Origin of the sequence: Curtobacterium sp. PhB137, from assembly GCF_003814955.1 — a bacterium.
GTDB lineage: Bacteria > Actinomycetota > Actinomycetes > Actinomycetales > Microbacteriaceae > Curtobacterium.
The window spans coordinates 34,197-50,828 of the sequence record NZ_RKQO01000010.1; the positions used below are offsets into that span (position 1 = coordinate 34,197).

General features: G+C 71.4%; 20 protein-coding genes. 9 read left to right on the top strand and 11 right to left on the bottom strand.

Annotated features, from left to right (window positions below; genetic code table 11):
* Positions 1-38: 38 nt before the first annotated feature.
* The 4 genes from EDF28_RS17475 to EDF28_RS17490 form a co-directional block, all read right to left on the bottom strand.
* Positions 39-548 (bottom strand): metallophosphoesterase, encoded by a 510-nt coding sequence (locus EDF28_RS17475; RefSeq protein WP_123939186.1) that lies wholly within the window; start codon positions 546-548, stop codon positions 39-41.
* Complete coding sequence (locus EDF28_RS17480; RefSeq protein WP_123939187.1) at positions 545-1,015, bottom strand: MarR family winged helix-turn-helix transcriptional regulator; 471 nt, start codon at positions 1,013-1,015, stop codon at positions 545-547. The genes EDF28_RS17475 and EDF28_RS17480 overlap by 4 nt, the downstream gene beginning before the upstream one ends.
* Positions 1,016-1,097: 82 nt before the next feature.
* Positions 1,098-1,559, bottom strand: a complete 462-nt coding sequence (locus EDF28_RS17485) for a VOC family protein (RefSeq protein ID WP_123939188.1) — start codon at positions 1,557-1,559, stop codon at positions 1,098-1,100.
* Positions 1,560-1,581: 22 nt separating this feature from the next.
* Positions 1,582-1,878 (bottom strand): GNAT family N-acetyltransferase, encoded by a 297-nt coding sequence (locus EDF28_RS17490; RefSeq protein WP_123939189.1) that lies wholly within the window; start codon positions 1,876-1,878, stop codon positions 1,582-1,584.
* 76 nt (positions 1,879-1,954) lie between these two features.
* Between EDF28_RS17490 and EDF28_RS17495 the strand changes: the two genes are divergently transcribed.
* Positions 1,955-2,590: an NADPH-dependent F420 reductase gene (locus tag EDF28_RS17495; protein WP_123939190.1), complete on the top strand. Its 636-nt coding sequence runs from the start codon at positions 1,955-1,957 to the stop codon at positions 2,588-2,590.
* Positions 2,591-2,676: 86 nt separating this feature from the next.
* Here EDF28_RS17495 and EDF28_RS17500 read toward each other — a convergent pair whose 3' ends face one another.
* Positions 2,677-3,645 carry an aldo/keto reductase gene (locus EDF28_RS17500; RefSeq protein ID WP_123939191.1) on the bottom strand — a complete coding sequence of 323 codons (969 nt, stop codon included), beginning with the start codon at positions 3,643-3,645 and terminating at the stop codon, positions 2,677-2,679.
* Positions 3,646-3,800: 155 nt separating this feature from the next.
* On the opposite strand from EDF28_RS17500, the gene EDF28_RS17505 reads away from it, so the two are divergent.
* Positions 3,801-4,919 (top strand): hypothetical protein, encoded by a 1,119-nt coding sequence (locus EDF28_RS17505; RefSeq protein ID WP_148086817.1) that lies wholly within the window; start codon positions 3,801-3,803, stop codon positions 4,917-4,919.
* Positions 4,920-4,955: 36 nt separating this feature from the next.
* Here the strand turns inward: EDF28_RS17505 and EDF28_RS17510 are convergent, their stop codons facing one another.
* Entirely contained in the window at positions 4,956-5,813 is an 858-nt protein-coding gene (locus tag EDF28_RS17510; RefSeq protein ID WP_123292823.1) for a LysR substrate-binding domain-containing protein, read from the bottom strand.
* 170 nt (positions 5,814-5,983) lie between these two features.
* Between EDF28_RS17510 and EDF28_RS17515 the strand changes: the two genes are divergently transcribed.
* A complete protein-coding gene (locus EDF28_RS17515) occupies positions 5,984-7,306 on the top strand; it encodes an MFS transporter (RefSeq protein WP_123292432.1) in 1,323 nt (440 codons plus the stop codon).
* Positions 7,307-7,518: 212 nt separating this feature from the next.
* Here EDF28_RS17515 and EDF28_RS17520 read toward each other — a convergent pair whose 3' ends face one another.
* Positions 7,519-8,166 (bottom strand): NAD(P)-dependent oxidoreductase, encoded by a 648-nt coding sequence (locus EDF28_RS17520; RefSeq protein WP_123939193.1) that lies wholly within the window; start codon positions 8,164-8,166, stop codon positions 7,519-7,521.
* Positions 8,167-8,278: 112 nt separating this feature from the next.
* Between EDF28_RS17520 and EDF28_RS17525 the strand changes: the two genes are divergently transcribed.
* Both EDF28_RS17525 and EDF28_RS17530 read left to right on the top strand, forming a co-directional pair.
* Positions 8,279-8,641: a helix-turn-helix domain-containing protein gene (locus EDF28_RS17525; RefSeq protein ID WP_111086871.1), complete on the top strand. Its 363-nt coding sequence runs from the start codon at positions 8,279-8,281 to the stop codon at positions 8,639-8,641.
* A gap of 162 nt (positions 8,642-8,803) precedes the next feature.
* Positions 8,804-9,835, top strand: coding sequence for an NADPH:quinone reductase (locus EDF28_RS17530; protein ID WP_123939194.1), 1,032 nt, complete (start codon positions 8,804-8,806; stop codon positions 9,833-9,835).
* A gap of 70 nt (positions 9,836-9,905) precedes the next feature.
* Here the strand turns inward: EDF28_RS17530 and EDF28_RS17535 are convergent, their stop codons facing one another.
* On the bottom strand, positions 9,906-10,091 hold the full coding sequence (locus EDF28_RS17535; RefSeq protein WP_123312988.1) for a hypothetical protein: 186 nt from the start codon (positions 10,089-10,091) through the stop codon (positions 9,906-9,908).
* Positions 10,092-10,132: 41 nt separating this feature from the next.
* Entirely contained in the window at positions 10,133-10,942 is an 810-nt protein-coding gene (locus tag EDF28_RS17540; protein ID WP_123939195.1) for a GAF domain-containing protein, read from the bottom strand.
* Between the two features lie 113 nt (positions 10,943-11,055).
* Between EDF28_RS17540 and EDF28_RS17545 the strand changes: the two genes are divergently transcribed.
* Together EDF28_RS17545 and EDF28_RS17550 are read left to right on the top strand one after the other, a co-directional pair.
* Entirely contained in the window at positions 11,056-11,952 is an 897-nt protein-coding gene (locus EDF28_RS17545; protein WP_123939196.1) for a patatin-like phospholipase family protein, read from the top strand.
* The gene (locus tag EDF28_RS17550) at positions 11,949-14,033 is read left to right on the top strand and encodes an alpha/beta fold hydrolase (protein WP_123939197.1); all 2,085 of its coding nucleotides are present in this window, start codon (positions 11,949-11,951) and stop codon (positions 14,031-14,033) included. The genes EDF28_RS17545 and EDF28_RS17550 overlap by 4 nt, the downstream gene beginning before the upstream one ends.
* 110 nt (positions 14,034-14,143) lie before the next feature.
* On the opposite strand, the gene EDF28_RS17555 is transcribed toward EDF28_RS17550, so the two are convergent.
* Complete coding sequence (locus EDF28_RS17555; protein WP_123292425.1) at positions 14,144-15,337, bottom strand: acyl-CoA dehydrogenase family protein; 1,194 nt, start codon at positions 15,335-15,337, stop codon at positions 14,144-14,146.
* Between the two features lie 47 nt (positions 15,338-15,384).
* Between EDF28_RS17555 and EDF28_RS17560 the strand changes: the two genes are divergently transcribed.
* Positions 15,385-15,993: a QsdR family transcriptional regulator gene (locus tag EDF28_RS17560; RefSeq protein ID WP_123939198.1), complete on the top strand. Its 609-nt coding sequence runs from the start codon at positions 15,385-15,387 to the stop codon at positions 15,991-15,993.
* The gene (locus EDF28_RS17565; protein ID WP_123939199.1) at positions 15,990-16,433 is read left to right on the top strand and encodes a thioesterase family protein; all 444 of its coding nucleotides are present in this window, start codon (positions 15,990-15,992) and stop codon (positions 16,431-16,433) included. The genes EDF28_RS17560 and EDF28_RS17565 overlap by 4 nt, the downstream gene beginning before the upstream one ends.
* Before the next feature lie 19 nt (positions 16,434-16,452).
* Here EDF28_RS17565 and EDF28_RS19325 read toward each other — a convergent pair whose 3' ends face one another.
* The gene (locus EDF28_RS19325) at positions 16,453-16,602 is read right to left on the bottom strand and encodes a hypothetical protein (protein WP_185094285.1); all 150 of its coding nucleotides are present in this window, start codon (positions 16,600-16,602) and stop codon (positions 16,453-16,455) included.
* Positions 16,603-16,632 lie beyond the last annotated feature (30 nt).

Genomic DNA, 16,632 nt, shown 5'->3' on the forward strand with positions numbered 1-16,632 from the left:
GAGGTGTCGTCTGGCGCGAAACGTCGGCGCGGGCGACCTCAGCGGGCCGGCGGCGGCAGGCGCACCAACTCGACGGCCAGGTCGGCGCCGGTCACCGTCCCGCGCATCCACGTGAAGTCCGGCTGCCGACGGCGATCGGTCGGCGAGCCGGGGTTGAGCAGCCGCAGCCCGGACGGTGCGACGGTGTCCCACGGGATGTGCGAATGCCCGAAGACGAGCACGTCGACGTCCGGGTACTCGGCGGCCGCCCGGCGCTCCCGGCCCGTCGCGGCACCGGTCTCGTGCACGAGCGCGAACCGCAGGTCCTCGACCGCGAAGTGCGCGACGAGCGGCAGCCGGTCGTCGAACTCGGGGCCGTCGTTGTTGCCGCGCACCCCCTCGAACCGGTGGGATCGGGCCTGCACGGCGTCGAGGGTGGCGAGGTCGACCCAGTCCCCCGCGTGCACGACGAGGTCGGCGGTGTCGACATCGGCCCAGAGCGCCGCGGGCAGGTCCTTCGCCCGCTTCGGCAGGTGTGTGTCGGAGAGCAGGACGAACGACGTGGTCACGTCGAGGATCGTCCGGGCATCGGCAGTCCGGCCTCGTCCGAGGCGCCGAGCCGTTCGAGCAGTCCGGCGAGCAGGGCGATGTCGTCGTCGGACCAGCCGGCGAGCCGTTCCTCCAGCGCATCCCGGTGCAGCTGCACGGAACGTTCGAGCGCGGTGCGACCGGCGTCCGTCGCCACGAGGGGCTTCGCGTTGCCGGTACCGCCGTCGGTCGTCTCGATCAGCTTCGTGGCGAGGAGCCCGGACAGCTGGCGCGAGATCGTCGAGCGGTTCAGGCGCAGGTACCGGGCGATGTCGATGGCCATGCAGCCGGGGTGCTGCACCACGAAGTCGACGAGGGACTGGTCGACCACGCTCAGTGCCTGGTCGGACCCGCGGGCACGGATGCTCGCACGTCGGGTGATCCGGGCGAGCTCGGTGTACGCCCGGCCGATCTCGCTGTTCCGGATCCCGGAGCTCGGGTGGTCCATCGTGGCTCCAGCCTTTCGGTGCCGGCGCCGGCCGGCGGTCTTCTGTGCCGACACCATACCGGTCGGTACGCGAGATTCGGGCTCAGTGACCTGCAGCTGCGGCACGGAGCGCGGGGATGTCGAGCTTCTGCATCGTCATCATCGCCTGGAAGACACGGGCGTTCGCCCCGGGGTCGCCCGACCCGGTCATGAGCTCACCCATCATCGACGGGGTCACCTGCCACGCGACACCCCAGCGGTCGAACAACCAGCCGCACATGCTCGGCTTCCCGCCGTCGGCGAGCAGGGCGTCCCAGATGCGGTCGAGTTCGTCCTGCGTGTCGACGTCGACCTGGAACGAGACGGCATCGGTGTGCGGGTGTCCGGGGCCGCCGTTCATCGCCCGGTACGGCTGCCCGAGCAACGTGAACTCGACGACCAGGGTCGCGCCGTCCGGGGTCTTCGCCACGCTGTCGATCGAACTACCGGGGAACAGGTCGACGTAGTACCGGGCGGCCTGCTCGGCTTGGTCGTCATACCAGAGGAAGGGGGTGATGGTGGGCATGGGGCGCTCTTCTCGCGTCGGCTCAGTCCGCGGCACTGCGGATGAGCAGGTCTGACTTCTCGGGGTGCTCGTCGAACCACTTGCCGACGAACCAGCACATCGGCACGACCTGCTTCGTCGAGTTCGTCTCGACGTCGGCGACCGCGTACTCGACGAGCTCGGCCGCGTAGCCGTGCCCGCGGTGCTTCGGCACCGTGTACGTGTGCGGGAACGCGATCGCGTCGCCGTTCTCGCGGTAGTCGAGCACGCTCACGAGCTCGCCGCCGACGTACATCGCGTAGCGGTCCTGGTCGGTCTCGTCGCGGAACTCGTGGTCCATGCCGCCATCATGCTCCGCCCGGGGCGCACGTGCCCCACCGGGAATGCTCGTGGCCGCCGAGCGTTGGATGGACACCATGACAACGATCGGCATCATCGGCGCAGGCAACATCGGATCCCAACTCGCACGGCTCGCGGTGCAGCACGGCCACCAGGTCGTGATCGCGAACTCACGCGGCCCCGAGACCCTGGCCGACCTGGTGGCCGAGCTCGGCGACCAGGCCCGTGCGGTCACCCGTGACGAAGCCGCCGCTGCGGGCGAGGTCGTCGTCGTGACGGTGCCGCTCGCTGCCATCGAGACGATCCCGGCGGAGCCGCTCGTCGGCAAGGTCGTCATCGACACGAACAACTACTACTGGGAGCGCGACGGCCACATCGCCGCGCTCGACGACGAGTCGACGACGACGGCCGAGCTGCTGCAGGACCACCTGCCCGGCGCCCGGGTCGTCAAGGCGTTCAACCACATCGGTGCCGCGGACCTGACCGGCCACGCCACCCCGACCGGCACGCCCGAACGCCGTGCCCTCGTGGTCGCAGGCGACGACGCCGAGGCGAAGCAGGTCGCCGCGGACCTCATCGACGAGTTCGGCTTCGACGTCGTCGACGCCGGGCCCCTCGCCGAGGGCTGGCGCATCCAGCGGGACACCCCCGGCTACGGCCCGCGCCTGACCGCCGACCAGTTGCGCGAAGCACTCTCCGCCGCCACCCGCTGACACGCGGTTTCTCGCTGAGCGACACATCACGGACTGCGGAGCCCGTGAACTGTCGCCCAGCGCGAAACCCGGCGCCGGCCGCCCGCCTACGCCCGGTCGAAGATCACCGTCATGTCGGCGATGTCGTCCTCGGTCGGCTCCCACATGGTGCCGGCCTCGACGTTCTGCGTGATCTGCTCCGGCTTCGTCGCCCCCGCGATGACACTCGACAGCCCCGGCTGCGCGAGCAACCACGCGAAGGTCGCCTGCAGCATCGTGACGCCGCGGTGGTCGCAGAACCGCTGGTAGTCGTCGAGCACGTCCCACGGGGCGTCCTCGAGCAACTGCGGCTTCGACGTCGACAGACGCCCGTCGGCCGGACCCCCGGCCTTCGTGTACTTGCCGGTCAGCAGCCCGTTGTACAGCGGGAAGAACGGCAGGAACCCGAGGGCGTAGGCGCGGACGGCCGGCAGCACCTCGGCCTCGGCGGCACGGGCGAGCGGGCTGTACTCGTTCTGCGCGGACACGAACGCCGTGGTGCCGGCGATCGACGCGGTCAACTCGGCCTCGGCGATCTGCCAGCCCGCGAAGTTCGAATGCCCGATGTAGCGGATCTTGCCCTCGCGGACCAGGTCGTCGAGGACCGACAGCGTTTCCTCGATCGGGGTCACGTCGTCGGGACGGTGCATCTGGTACAGGTCGATCCAGTCCGTGCCGAGGCGACGGAGCGACGACTCGACGGCCAACCGGACGTACCGCCGCGACCCGCGCACACCCCAGTCCGGGCCGTTCGCGCCCTGCATGTCCATGCCGAACTTCGTCGCGAGCACGATCTCGTCACGCCGCCCAGCGATCGACCGGCCGAGCATCTCCTCGGACATGCCGGGCCGGCCGCCGTAGATGTCGGCCGTGTCGAAGAGCGTGACCCCGGCGTCGAGTGCCGCCCGCACGACGGCGTCGGTGCCCTCCTGCGACTCGGAGGCGGTCCCCGGCCGCCCGAAGTTGTTGCAGCCGAGGCCGACGGTGGAGACGACGAGCCCCGAGGGACCCAGTGGACGGTGTTCGATTCCGGTCATGCCCCGAACGTACCGGCGACCCCGGAACTGGGGCTGCGACATCCGCGACCGTTGCCGCTAGAACTGACGATGGATCAGTCGACGAAGGGAGCACCGCAGTGGCGTCGCATCGCATGCAGGATTCGGAACGGCCGCGCCGTCCCGTCCCGTCCTGGGTGACCGCACCGGTCGTCGAACCGGCCGCGTCCGCCGGGCGGGTCGCGTCCGACTCCGCAGCGAGCACCGGCCAGGAGGCCCGTCCCACCCCCGCCACGTCGCGCGCCGCCCACGGTGCGCCGGCTCCCACCGCCGTGCTCGGCTCCGCCCCGCAGCCGACGGCCACGCTCGACCCGACGGCAGCGCCGACGCCGGAGCCTGCGTCCATCGCCACCCTGGTCGAGGACGACGTCACGGTCCCCGACTACCCGCCGCAGCAGGACCTCCTGCCACCGGCCCCGACATCACCGACCGTGCACACCGTGCCGTTCGACACCGCCGCCGTGGCCTCCGCACCGGCCCCGGTCTCACCGATCGACGCCGCTCCCCGCACCGCACCGGCCCCCGCACCGTCGCCCGTGCCCTCCGCCGGACAGCCCCGGTTCTCCGTGCCCGGCCTGGAGCACGTCGTCGTCGAGGGCACCGAGCCCGAACCCGTCGGTCCGATCGGCTTCCGCACGCCCCGCCGCTTCGCCCACCAGCAGGCCGCCGCCACCGCCGTGACCCCGGCACCGACCCCGGCGTCCGCGCACGTGCGCTCCTTCGACGCGGTCCTGCAGGCGCCGGTGTCCGCGGCTGCACCCGCGGCCACGAACACCACCGTGCCCACGAACGCCACCGTGCCCACGAACGCCACCGTGCCCTCGACCGCACCCGTGGCGGAGGCGAGCGCGTCCGTCGGGGCCGAGCCGGGCCTCCCGACCGAACTGCTCGACCAGCCCGTGGCCGCAGCCGCCCAGCCGGAGCCGCGCCGTGCACTCGGTGCGACGCCCGGGGCGGTCCTGGGCGCCGTCGCGGGCATCGCGACGCTCGGACTCGCGGCCTGGTGGTTCACCGCGCCGGCGACCGTGCACGGTGTCGGCGTCGTGCTCGGACTCCTCGCGCTGGTGGTGTCGCTCGTGACGCTGCGCGACCGCGCGGCGACGTGGCAGCGGCCGGTCGCGCTGCTCGGCGCCGTGCTCGGTGGCGTCGGAACGCTCGTGCTGCTGTGGGCCGTCGCGTCGGCGCTGCTGCCGCTCGCCGGGGTGACGCTGCCCGACCTGACCGGGACCGGGACGACCCCGACCCTCGCGCCGTAGCGGGCTCGGTCTCCGGTTCGGCCCCTCGGCTGGCGGTCAGACGGCGCGGACGACCCCGCGCGACAGGATCGCGTTCGTCAGGGCGTCGATCGGCTCGCGCTGCACCGTCGGGTTGGCGATGAGGACGTAGTCGACCGCCGGCAGATCCGGCAACCCGAGCCGCTGCGACACCTTCACCAGGTCCGCAGGGATGAGCGAGTGCGGGAACACCGCCACGCCGATCCCCGCCCGCACCGCCGCCAGCACGCCGTTCACGTCGCGGGTGTTGCAGGTGATCCGCCAGGTGCGGCCCGCTGCCTCGAGGGCGTCGATCGCCATCTGCCGGCTGATGCTCGGCGCCTGGTACGCGATGAGCGGAACGGGCTCGTCGCGTTCGACCGCGATGCCGTCCTGCGCCATCCACACCATCTGGTCGGTCGCGACCCGGGTCCCCTCGGCGGACTCCCCCGCGGTCTGCTTGATGAACACCAGGTCGAGCTGCCCGGCGTGCACCCGGCGCAGGAGCGGTGACGACTGGTTCACCGTCAGCTCGAGGTTCACCTGCGGGTGCAGCCTCCGGAAGTCCCGGAGGATGCGCGGCAACTGCGTGATCGCGAGGTCGTCGGCCGCACCGAACCGGAGGCGCCCACGGGTCGCCGACCCCGAGAAGTAGGCGTCCGCGGTGGCGTGCGCCGCGAGGATCGTCCGGGCGAATCCGGCCATCGCGTCGCCGTTGTCCGTGAGGGTGACGCCACGGGTGTCGCGGGCGACGAGCGTGCGGGACACCGCGGTCTCGAGCCGCCGGACGTGCTGGGAGACGGTGGGCTGGCTGATGCCGAGGCGGGCTCCGGCCTGCGTGAAGCTCTGCGTCTCGGCGACGGCCAGGAAGGTCTGCAGCAGGACCGGATCGAGCACGGGCACCTCGTTCGTTCGTGCGAGTGTCGCGCGGTCGTTCGCGCGGTCGTTCGCTCGGTCATTCGACATCGCAATGGATTGATAGCCACCATAGGGGTGTCGAATGGCCCGCGGCCACGTAGTTTCGTTGGGGTACCAGATCCGCAACGACGTCCGGAGAACCCCTCACCGTGAGTGCGTCATCGACGACCCTCCCCCCGCCCACCGAACCACTCCCGATCCAGGCCACCCGCCCGCCCTGGCGGCACACCCTCATCGCCCTGTCCGTGCCGAACTTCCGGCTGTTCACGGCCACCAACCTCGTCGCGATGACCGCCGGGTGGATGCAGCGCATCGCCCAGGACTGGCTCGTCCTGCAGCTGACCGGCTCGGTCGCGCAGGTCGGCATCACCGTCGCCTGCCAGTTCGCGCCGATGCTGCTGTTCGGGCTGCTCGGCGGCGTGCTCGTCGACCGGTTCTCGAAGCGCGCGCTGATGATGATCACGCAGGGTGCCTTCGCGGTGCTGTCCGCGCTGCTCGCCGTGCTGACGCTCGCCGGTGTGGTCGAGGCCTGGCACATCTGGGTGATCGCGTTCCTGGTCGGGATGGTCACCGTCATCGACAACCCGGCCCGCCAGGTGTTCGTCACCGAGATCGTCGGACACCAGCACCTCCGCAACGCGATCAGCGTGAACTCGTCGGTGTTCCAGCTCGGCGGCATGATCGGCCCGGCGCTCTCCGGGGCGCTGCTCGTCGCCGTCGGGGCCGGCTGGTCGTTCGGAGTGAACGCGATCGCCTGCGTCGCCGTCGTCGTGACGCTCGGGTTCCTGAAGGTCTCGGAGCTGCACCGGACGCCCCCGGCGCCCCGCGGCAAGGGGCAGCTGATCGAGGGGCTCCGCTACGCCGTCAACAAGCCGACGATCATCGTGCCGGTGATCCTCGTCGCGTTCTTCTCGGTGTTCGCCCTGACGATGCCCGTGCTGCTGTCGGCCTTCGCGTCACAGGTGTACGACGTCGGCGCCGCCGGGTACGGCGTGTTCAACTCGGCCGTGGCGATCGGTGCGCTCGTCGGCGCGCTGCTCTCCACACGTCGGGCGGTCGTGCGGCTCCGGACCATCGTCGGCGGGGTGTTCTGGACCGGGGTGCTGCTCGTCGTCTCGGGGTCGATCCCCGTGATCGCGCCGTTCACCGTGGCGCTCGTCGCCGTCGGGATGTCGCAGCTGCTGTTCCAGACCGCGTCGAACTCGCTCGTGCAGCTGTCGTCGAACGTGGCGATCCGCGGCCGGGTGATGTCGCTCTACGTGCTCGTGCTGCTCGGCGGTCAGGCGATCGGTGGGCCGCTGATGGGCCAGGTCGTCGACCACTTCGGGGCGCACGTCGGGATGATGGTCGCCGGTGGGGTGCCCGCCGCGGCCGCCGCCGTGATCGCGCTCGTGCTCGCCCGCCGCGGAGGCCTTCACCTCGCGGTGCGCATGCGCCACCACGTGCCGCTGCCGGCCATCGTCGCCCACTGAGCGGGGCGGAAGGGTTCGGCGGACGGGAGGCCCGTGGCGGTATCGCCACGGGCCTCCCGTCCGGCGCGCGCCAACGCGTTGCGCCCCGTTGCGGGCGTCGCGCCCCGACACACAGGGGCGCAATGCCTGCAACAGGGCGCGGACGCGGTCCGGGACGGACGGGAGGCACAGGGCGGCCCCGCCACGCGCCTCCCGTCCGGTGAGCGGTTGCCTCAGTAAGCCACGCCGAAACGGGCCTGGTGGTGCGCCGGGTTCGCGATCTCGTCGACGAAGGCCAGGCCGAAGTCGTCGCCGGAGATGTCCGAGTTGCCCTCGGCGTCGGTCAGCAGGACCTCGTCGGTCGTGCGGTAGGTGCCACGACGCTCGCCCGGGTTGTAGCTGCCGTAACCGGCGGCCGGGCTGACGTAGAACCAGTCGACGTCCGTGTCCGAGGCACGGAGCGCGTCGAGGATCTGCGCGTGGCTCTTCGCCTCGCCCTTGAACGCGTCCGGGAACTCGGCCGAGTCGAACAGGCGCGGTCCACCGTCGGCGACGAGCAGCGAACCGGCGCCGCCGACGATGCCGAGACGCGCACCGGCGTTGGCCGCAGCGTCGACGAAGTGCTGGAACTTATCCTTGAGCTCACTGCCGTCCGACTGGACCGCGTGCAGGGCGACGACGATGACGTCGGCGTCCTTCGTGACCTCGGCCACGAAGTCGGCGTCGAAGGCATCGCCCTGCGCCAGGGTCAGGCCCTCGGCGGCGTCGAGCTTGCTCGTGTCGCGCGCGACGGCGGTGACGGCGATGCCACGGGAGAGGGCTTCGCGGGTGATGGCGGAGCCGGCGTAGCCGGTGCCTCCGAAGACGACGATGCTGGTCATGCTGTTCCTTTCGTGGGGCTGGTGCTGCTCACCGTACAAGAGTTACTCTCTTTGAGTAAGTAGGCACCTCACGGTGCGTACCGGAGCTCGTTCGCCACGGAGGCCAGGCCATATGTCAGCACTCGAGTACAGCCCCTACGCGGCGGACTGCCCCAGCCGGCAGCTGCTCGACCGCATCGGCGACCGGTGGAGTGTCCTGACGATCGGCACCCTCGCCGACGGGCCGCAACGGTACTCGGCGATCGCGAACCGGGTGCAGGGCGTGTCGCAGAAGATGCTCACGCAGACCCTCCGGGCACTGGAACGGGACGGACTCGTCACCCGCACGGTGTTCCCTGAGATCCCGCCACACGTCGAGTACGAACTCACCGATCGCGGGCGGTCGCTCCGCCGGGTGCTCGAGCCGCTCGAGGCGTGGGCGACGTCGCACATGGACGACGTCGCGGTGTCGCGCGTGGAGTACGACGCCCGCTGACGTGGCGCGGCGGACGGGGGCGGGGCGGGCGCGGGCGGGGCGGGGGGCGCTTCGTGAGCAGAAATGGTCGGGTCCGCCGAACGCACCCGACCATTTGTGCTCACGAAGTGCCGCCATGCCACACTCGGAATCCCCGACGGCGGCGAGTGGTTGCCTGGGGACATGCGATCGATCGTCTACACGAAGCCCGGTGACAGCAGCGTCCTCGAACTCGTCGAGCGGGACGTCCCCGAACCCGGCGCCGGCGAGGTCCGCGTCCGCGTCGTCGTCTCCGGCGTGAACCCGACGGACTGGAAGGCCCGGGCCGGCGGTACCTACGGCGACGGCCTGCCCTTCCCCGAGGTCACCCCGAACCAGGACGGCGCCGGTGTCGTCGACGCGGTCGGCCCGGGTGTCGAGGACCTCGCCGTCGGTGACCGCGTGTGGCTCTTCATGGCCGCCGCCTCGCGCCCGACCGGCACCGCACAGGAGTACACCGTCGTGCCGGAGAGCCGAGCGGTCCGCCTGCCCGACGAGACGAGCTTCGACGTCGGTGCTTCGCTCGGTGTCCCGGCGATGACCGCGCACCGCGCCCTCACGACGCACGAGGACGGTCCCGCACGACTGGGCCCCGGTGCGCTCGACGGCGTCACGGTGCTCGTCGCCGGTGGTGCCGGAGCGGTGGGGCACGCGGCCATCCAGCTCGCCCGTTGGGCCGGCGCGACGGTGATCACGACGATCAGCTCGGACGACAAGGCCGCACTCGCCACCGCGGCGGGTGCCCACCACGTCGTGAACTACCGGCAGGACGACGCCGCGGCTCGCATCCGCGAGATCGCGCGGGACGGCGTCGACATCGTCGTCGAGGTGTCGATCCCCCAGAACGCCGAGCTGGTCGCCGACGTCCTCGCGAACCACGGCGTCGTGTCGATCTACGCGAACAACGGCGGCGACGAGGCCACGCTGCCGATCCGCCCGAACATGAGCGTGAACGCGCGCTACCAGTTCCTGCTGCTCTACACGATCGGCGACGAGGCCCTGTCCGCTGCGGCCGAGGACGTCACCGAGGCGCTGCACGACGGCGTGCTGCCGGTCGGCGCGGACGCGGGACTGCCGCTCACCCGCTTCGACCTCGCCCGCACCGCGGACGCGCACGACGCCGTCGAGCAGGACACCGTCGGCAAGGTGCTGATCGACGTGCCCCAGGCGCAGTAGCCCCGACGCCCAGACGACGAACGGCTCCCACACCCGTGGGAGCCGTTCGTGGTGGACGATGCGGGAAGGGTCAGCGACCCAGGCGCGCGGCGATGGCTGCGGCGACCCGGATCCGGGCTGCTTCGCGCTCGCGCTCGATGTTGGCGGCGATGACGTCGAGGTCTTCGTAGTCGGCGTCGGTGGTGGTGTCGTTCCAGTTCGGCGATGAGATCCGGGCACGCCCGAACGACGGCGGAGCAGGGTTCACGGTCGTCATGAGGGCATCGTACGTCGAGCGTCCGACAGAGCGTGTGAGCATCACGGGCCTTTCCTTGGATTGCGGTCGCGCTCGGGGAACGAGTAGGTCAACGAGAACGCCACGGCCATGAACGACGCCATCATCGCGATGTTCTTGGCGTCGAGTTCGGTGAAGGCGTCGGGGACCGGGGAGTCGACGGTGAGCATGCCGAACGAGTACTGGTCGGACCGGATCACCACCGAGACGTACGACGAGTAGCGCGGTTCGAAGCCCGGCACGTCCTGGTCCACGTCGACGTCGGCCGAGCGGTCGCCGACGATCCGGGGTGATCCCCCGACCAGCACCCACTCGAGGTTGCGGTCGCCGTAGGGCGTGCCCGCGCGGAAGACCCCGGCGGTGTCGCCGGCACCCCCGTGACCAATCGGCTCGAGCGCACGCAGATCGGTGGACAGCTGGTACACGTTGGCCCGGACGTCGGGCACCTTCGGCAGCAGGTAGAACGCCAGGGCCACGGCGACCCGGTCGGCGACGACGGAGAGTTCGCCGTGGCGCTCGGAACGGGGCAGTTCGGTGAACCGGACGAGCCGGGTGGCGATCTGGCCGAACGCGTACCGGACCGCCGTCGACTGTTCGAGTTCGGCCCCGGTGGCGTTCTCCTCGGCCACCGCCCGCGCAGCGTCGCTGCGTCGGGTCCGGACCACCTGCACCGCCACGGCACCGGCCAACACGACGAGCCCGAACACGACGAGCGACAGTCGCACAGCCGGGGTGACGAACAGGTTCGGCAGCTGGAACGCCGCAGTGGGCGCGGCCGCCACCACGATCGGCCACCCGACCGTGCCGACCCGTCCTGAACGCTGTTGCCCCATGACCACGACGCTAGGTCACGCCAACGACGCAGACGGAGTTGTCCACAGGTCGGTTCTCCACAGGATCTGTCGGCCTCCACCAGCCCGTCGCACGCAGCTGGTAAGCAAGACCCATGACCGATGCCAGCACGCCCGTTCCCGGATCCAGAGCCCTCGTCCTGGGGGGCGGAGGCGTCGCCGGCATCGCCTGGGAGGTCGGCGTCCTCACCGCCCTGCAGGACGCCGGCGTCGACTTCGATGCCGCAGACCTGGTCGTCGGCACGAGCGCCGGCAGCGTCGTCGGCGCCTTCGTCCGGAACGGCGCCGTGCAGCAGGCGTACGACCAGCAGCACACGCCCGCGCCGACGACCTACGTCGAGCCGCCGGCCATCGACACCGACGCCGTCCAGCAGCGGATCGGTGCCGCACTCGAGGGCGCGACCGGTGAGCAGGACGCCCGCGCCCGCCTCGGCCTCGCCGCCCAGCAGGTCACCGGCGGACAGTCCGACGACGAGCGCGTGGCGACCTTCACCGAGACCCTGCCGTCCACCGACTGGCCGGCGAAGCCGCTCGCGATCACCGCGGTCGACGCCACCGACGGCACGTTCCGACTGCTGACCGCGGCCGACGGCGTCCCGCTCCCCCTCGCGGTCGCCGCGAGGTGCTCCGTGCCCTTCGTGTGGTCACCCGTCGGCATCGAGGGCCGACCGTACGTCGACGGCGGGGTCCGCTCCGGCACAAACGCCGACGCCGCTGCCGGTCACGAACGCGTGCTCGTGATCGCCTGCGGTCCCGAGGGTCCGTCGCCGGTCGGCCCGTGGCTCGACGTCGCGGTCGAGTCGCTCCGCGCCGGCGGCAGCTCGGTCGAGGTCGTGGTGGCGGACAGCACCGCGCAGGAAGCCTTCGGCACGAACTCGCTCTCGCTGGCCACCCAGGCACCCTCGGCCGAGGCCGGCCGCGCCCAGGGCACGGCGGTCGCCGAGCAGATCGCCGCCTTCTGGGCCGATGACCTGGTGAGCGTGGTCGCATGACGACGCCGTTCTCCGACCTCGACCAGTACATCGCGCTCCCCCGGGTCGACGGGATCGCTATCAGCCCGGACGGTGAGCGCGTCGCCCTGACGGTCAGTGCGCTCGACCCGGACCGCACCGGGTACCGGCGCTCGATCTGGCAGGTGCCCGCCGGCAACGACACCGAAACGAACGCCGATGCCGACGCAGCGGGCAGCGCCGCAGCCGGTACCGCGGTCCGCCTCACCCGTTCCGCCAAGGGTGAGGGCGGCATCGCCTTCACCCGCACCGGCGACCTGCTCTTCGTCTCCGCCCGCCCCGACGCCGATGCCACCGACGCCGACGCCGCCCAGCTCTGGGTCCTCCCGGCGGCCGGTGGTGAAGCGCGCCCCCTGACGCGGCTCACCGGCGGGGTCGGCGGCGTCCTGGCGACCGCTGCGGCCGCCGACACCGCAGCGCTCACCGCCGACCTGCTGCCCGGCGCCGGTACCGACCCGGCCACCGTGGTCGACGCCGACGCCCAGCTCCGGAAGGCCCGCACGGACAAGAAGGTCCGCGCGATCCTGCACGAGACGTACCCGGTGCGGTACTGGGACCACGACCTCGGGCCGGCCCAGACCCACATCCTCACGCTCGACCTGGCCGAAGGCCAGACCGAAGACCACGCCGAGGACGCAACCGCGCTCCCCCGCCTCACCGACCGCACGCCGGCTCCCGGCCGGTCGCTGGACCACGTCGCCGGGGCACTCACGCCCGATGGTTCCGTCCTGTTGGCAGCCGTGGGTGTCCGGGAGGCCCGTGGGGACCGTTCGACGCTCGTCACGATCGACTGCACCAGCGGCCACCGCTCGGTGCTGTTCGACGACGCCGACGTCGACCACGAGATGCCCGCGCTGAGCCACGACGGTCGCACGATCGCCTGGGTCCGGACGGTGCGCTCCACCCCCGCCGGTGCGAACCAGCAAGAGGTCTGGACCGCCGGCATCGACGGGTCGGACCCGCGCCGCATCGCGACCGACTGGGACCGCTGGCCGAGCGAGCTCGTGTTCGAGCACGGCGACCGGGCGCTGCTCGCCGTGGCCGACCAGGACGGCCGGGCACCCGTGTTCCGCATCCCGCTCGACGGCGCAGCCGTCGAACAGCTGACCCACGACGACTGGGCGTACTCGAGCCTGCGCGTGGCGGAGGCGACGGGTGCGGTCGTGGCGCTCCGGGCCTCCTGGGCGGCACCACTGCACCCCGTGCGGATCACGCCGGACGGCGAGGTGACCCCGCTCGCGACGCCCGCACCTCTGCCGGAGGTCCCCGCGCACCTGGAAGAGGTCGAGACGACCGCGGCCGACGGCGCGCGCGTGCGCGGCTGGCTGGTCGTGCCGGAGGGTGACGGGCCGCACCCGCTGCTGCTCTGGATCCACGGCGGACCGCTCAACTCGTGGAACCAGTGGTCGTGGCGGTGGAACCCGATGCTCCTGGCGGCGCGCGGGTACGCCGTGCTGCTGCCGGACCCGGCCCTGTCGACCGGCTACGGGCTCGACTTCGTGAACCGTGGGTGGAACGCGTGGGGGCAGGCGCCGTACACCGACCTGCTGGCGATCACGGACGCGGTCGAGGCCCGAGCGGACATCGACGAGACCCGGACGGCGGCGATGGGCGGCTCGTTCGGCGGCTACATGGCGAACTGGGTCGCCGGGCACACCGACCGCTTCCGCGCGATCGTCACGCACGCGAGCCTGTGGGCGCTCGACCAGTTCAACGGCACCACGGACGCGTCGCAGTACTGGTCGTCGATCTTCGACGCCGCCGGCGTCGAGGCCAACGACCCGCACCGCTTCGTAGCCGACATCACGTCACCGATGCTCGTGGTCCACGGCGACAAGGACTACCGGGTGCCGATCGGCGAGGGGCTGCGACTGTGGTCCGAGCTCGCCGAGCACCACGCGGCCGACGACGGCACGATGCCGCACCGGTTCCTGTACTTCCCGGACGAGAACCACTGGGTGCTCTCGCCGCAGCACGCCGTGGTCTGGTACGAGACGGTGTTCGCGTTCCTCGGGCAGCACGTGCTCGGCCAGGAGTGGGAGCGGCCGGAGCTGCTCGGGTAACGCGGGCGTGGCGGTCGACCCGGAACGACACGACCGACGTCACACGACATCGAGAACGTCGTTCCGGGTCGGATCCACCCGATCGACCCGACCCGGCCCGGCCCGGCCCGCTAGACGAACGCGGCCTGCCCGGTGATCGCCCGTCCGACGATGAGCGTGTTCACCTCGCGCGTGCCCTCGTACGAGTAGATCGCCTCGGCGTCCGCGAAGAACCGGGCGACACCTTTGTCGAGCACGATGCCGTTGCCGCCCTGCACCTCGCGGCACCAGCCGACGGTCTCACGCATCTTCGCGGTCGCGAACGCCTTCGCCAGGGCGGAGTGCTCGTCGCCCCCGACGCCGGCGTCCTGCATGGCCGAGGCCTGCGTGCAGAGCGCGATCGAGGCCGTGATGTTCGACAGCGACTTCACGAGCAGGTCCTGCACGAGCTGGTGCGCGGCGATGGGCTTACCGAACTGGATCCGCTCGCGGGCGTACGCGAGCGCTGCTTCGTAGGCGCCGACCGCGATGCCGACCGCCTGCCAGGCCACCTCGGTACGGGTCAGACGGAGCACCTCGGCCGTCGACCGGAACGAGTCGGCGCGCTGGAGCCGACGCGATTCCGGCACACGCACCCCCTGCATGACGATGTCGGCGTTCTGCACCCCGCGCAGCGCGATCTTGTCCTCGATCTTGGTGGCGGTGAAGCCGGGGGTGTCCGTGGTGACCAGGAAGCCCTTCACCTGCTCGTCCGCGACGTCCTTCGCCCAGATGACGACGACGTCGGCGAAGGTGGCGTTGCCGATCCAGCGCTTCTCACCGTCGAGCACCCACGTGTCGCCGTCGCGGCGGGCGGTGGTGCGCAGGCCACGGGCGGAGTCGCTGCCGGACAGCGGCTCGGTCAGGCCGAACGCCCCGATGAGCTCGCCGGCCGCCATGCGCGGCAGCCACTCGCGCTGCTGTTCTTCGCTGCCGGCGACGGCGATCGAGTTCATCGCCAGACCCGACTGCACGCCGATGAACGTCGCGACGCTGGCGTCGACGCGTCCGAGCTCGAGCGCAGCCCACCCGCGGTAGACGGCCGAGTTCTCGAACTGGCGCACGAGCGGGATCCCCGGCCCGTACATCCCGAGCTCGGCGAGCGGGGCGATCACCTGCATCGGGAACTCGGCGCGTGCCCAGTACCCGTCGGCGATGGGCGCGACCTCGCGCTCGAGGTACTCGCGGAGCCGCCCGATCGACGCGCGCTCCGGCTCGGTCAGCTGCTGTTGGAAGCCGTAGAAGTCCGATTCGAGGAGGCCCGTCGTGGGCGTCAGCGTTGACATGGAACCAACGATGCATCATTCTCGAAAACGTTGCAAGGGAGGACCGCGTGTACACATCGGATTCTGCGCTGCGCGCCTTCCGGGAGGCCCGCCACACGTTCATCGACGGCGCACGGATCGACATGGGCGCGTTGGCTGCCGCCCTCGGCGTGGACCGTACGTCGCTGTTCCGGTGGGTGGGCAACCGTGACCGGTTGCTGTCCGAGATCCTGTGGTCCCTCGCAGTCCCGACGCTCGACCGGGCGTCCCGCGCTGCCGACACGATCGGGTCGTCCGGAGCGGCGCGCATCGTCGACGTGCTCGACCGGTTCACCGCCGACCTCATCGAGGCCACCTACTTCCGCGCCTTCCTGACCCGCGAGCCCGCGCGGGCGATGCGCCTGCTGACCACCTCGGAGAGCGACGTGCAGAGCCGGTTCGTCGAGCGGGTCACCGCGCTCGTGGTCGAGGAGCAGTCGTCCGGCGAGTTCGATCCGGCCCCGTTGTCCGCCGAGGAGCTCGCGCGGCTGCTCGTCCGGATCTCAGAGTCGTTCACCTACGCTGAGTTCATCTCCGGTGAGGCCCCCGACCCCGTCCGGGCACGCGCCGCGTTCGAGTACGTGCTGCGCCCCGCCGCCGATCACGCCACACCCGCACCTCCGATCGGAGACCGATGACCATCGACGAGTACCCGTTCCGCCGCCTCTACCCCACACGGTGGAACGACAACGACATGTTCGGGCACGTCAACAACACGATCTACTACTCGGCGATGGACAACGCGTCGACGTACTGGTTCCGCGAGGAAGCGGGTCTCGACCCCTTCACGTCGGAGTGGATCGCGGTGCTGGTGTCGTCGAGCTGCCGCTTCGTCGAGTCCGCCGTGTGGCCGGACGTCATCGAGGTCGGGATGCGGTCCAAGCACCTCGGCAACACGAGCCTGTCGTGGGAGTTCGGCCTGTTCCGGCAGTTCGACGGCGCACTGCTCGCCACCGGTGAGTTCGCGCACGTCATCATCGACCGCGAGGGCGCCCGCCGACCGATCCCCCTGCCGGAGTCGCTGCGCGCGCTCGTGACCGGCACGATGGTCGCCCAGGAGCCCGCAGTCGCCGATTGACCGCGCGCACGACGCCCGGTCAGGGGCGGTAGTCGTCGCGAAGGGGCTGGTTCAGCCGCACAGCGAGGTCGTCACCCGCGGGCTTTGCGCCGTTCAGAGTCCCGAGCACCTTCGCCGCCGTCGACAACACGAAGCCGATCCCCCGGCCGATGGCTTGAATGAAGCGCATGACGTCCCCTCTCGTCACCCCATGCTAGCC